2 protein-coding genes are annotated in these 1,722 nt (G+C 70.2%); one reads left to right on the top strand and one right to left on the bottom strand.

Features of this window, described 5'->3' with window-relative positions; translation table 11 throughout:
* The coding region (gene xseA / locus HMPREF3115_RS20390) for an exodeoxyribonuclease VII large subunit (RefSeq protein WP_070555782.1) at nucleotides 1–915 on the bottom strand (915 nt) is incomplete at its 3' end.
* Between the two features lie 449 nt (nucleotides 916–1,364).
* On the opposite strand from xseA, the gene HMPREF3115_RS20385 reads away from it, so the two are divergent.
* Nucleotides 1,365–1,722 (top strand): tetraacyldisaccharide 4'-kinase (locus tag HMPREF3115_RS20385; RefSeq protein ID WP_176748757.1); only part of this gene is annotated, 358 nt, incomplete at its 3' end.

Genomic DNA, 1,722 nt, shown 5'->3' with positions numbered 1-1,722 from the left:
CTGCTGCGCGCGCTGCTCGAGCCCGCGCGCCAGTGCGCGGGCAAGCGCCCGTTCGCGCTCGGCCAGTTCGCGCAGCAGCAGCGCGCGCTGCGGGCTCGCGAGCTCGGCCGCGCCGGTCGGCGTCGGCGCGCGCACGTCGGCCGCGAAATCGGCGATCGTGAAATCGGTTTCGTGCCCGACGCCGCAGACGACCGGCAGTTCACTCGCCGCAATCGCGCGCGCGAGCGCTTCGTCGTTGAACGACCACAGATCTTCGATCGAGCCGCCGCCGCGACAGACGAGCAGCACGTCGACCTCGCGCCGCGCGTTCGCCGTTTGCACGGCCGCGACGAGCTTCTCCGCCGCGCCGGCGCCCTGCACGGGCGCCGGATACACGATCACGGGGACATGCGGCGCGCGACGCGCGAGCGTGGTCAGCACGTCGCGCAGCGCGGCGGCCTGCAGCGACGTGACGATGCCGATCGCGCGCGGGTGCGCGGGCAGCGGCCGCTTGCGCTCGGGCGCGAACAGCCCTTCGGCCTCGAGCTGCGCCTTCAGCCGCAGAAACGCCTCGTAGAGCCGTCCCTGTCCGGTGCGCCGCACGGCCTCGACATTCAGCTGCACCTCGCCGCGCGGCTCGTACATCGTGACGACCGCGCGCACTTCGATGCGGTCGCCTTCGCGCGGCATGAACTCCGCGTATTGCGCGCGGCCGCGGAACATCACGCAGCGCATCTGCGCCTGCTGATCCTTGATCGAGAAATACCAGTGGCCGCTCGCCGCGCGCGTGAAGTTCGATACTTCGCCCGAGATCCACAGCAGCGGGAACGAGCGTTCGAGCATCGTCGAAATCGCGCGGTTCAGCGCCGAAACGGGAATCACTTCGTCGCCGCCGCGCGTCGCGCCGGGTGCGGCAAAAGGAGAGGCGGAGAGCATGGAAGGTCGATTGAATGCTGGCGGCGACACGATAGTCCGACATCCGCGCGGCGTCCAGCGTCACGCCGCGCCGCTGCCATGCACCGAAGTGTCCACACTCTGGCAAGCGCCGGCGAAAACCGCTGAAAAATCGCGTAAAAAGCCTGACTATTTGGTTTAACTCGTTGATTTATAGCTCTTTTTAAACCTTTCGAAATGATTCTCATCCGATTCGAGGCCCGTCCGGCGGGCCTTTGCGGCCAATGGCAGGCAAGTTTTTCACAGAGTTATCCACAAGCTCGCGCGTTCCGTCCCCGTCTCGCGCTGCGTCGGCCCGCGCTTGCGGCGAGCGCGGCCGGCGCGCTAGAGTGCCGCCTTCCGAACCCCTTGCGGCACGCGCCGCCCAACGGAGAATCCGCCTTGACGAACCCGTCCCACGCTGCGGCGCCTGCGATGCCGCGTCCGGCCCGATGAGCGCGGCCGACGGCCTGCTCGCGCGGCTCGAAACGCGCGTGACGCGCGAATGGCAGCGCCGCGGCGCGTTCGCGTGGGCGCTCACGCCGTTCGCGTGCGCCTTCGGCCTCTGCGCGGCGCTGCGGCGCACGGCGTACGCGCGCGGCTGGAAACAGGCGGTCGACGTCGGCGTGCCGGTCGTCGTGGTCGGCAACGTGACGGTCGGCGGCACCGGCAAGACGCCCACCGTGATCGCGCTCGTCGACGCGCTGCGCGCGGCCGGCTTCACGCCGGGCGTCGTGTCGCGCGGCTACGGCGCGAACGTGAAAACGCCGACCGCCGTCACGCCCGCCTCGCGTGCCGGCACGGCCGGCG

The sequence above is a fragment of the Burkholderia sp. HMSC10F09 genome, assembly GCF_001806955.1.
GTDB lineage: Bacteria > Pseudomonadota > Gammaproteobacteria > Burkholderiales > Burkholderiaceae > Burkholderia > Burkholderia multivorans.
The sequence above is the reverse complement of the archived record's forward strand: the minus strand, read 5'-3'. Positions and strand labels throughout refer to the sequence as shown.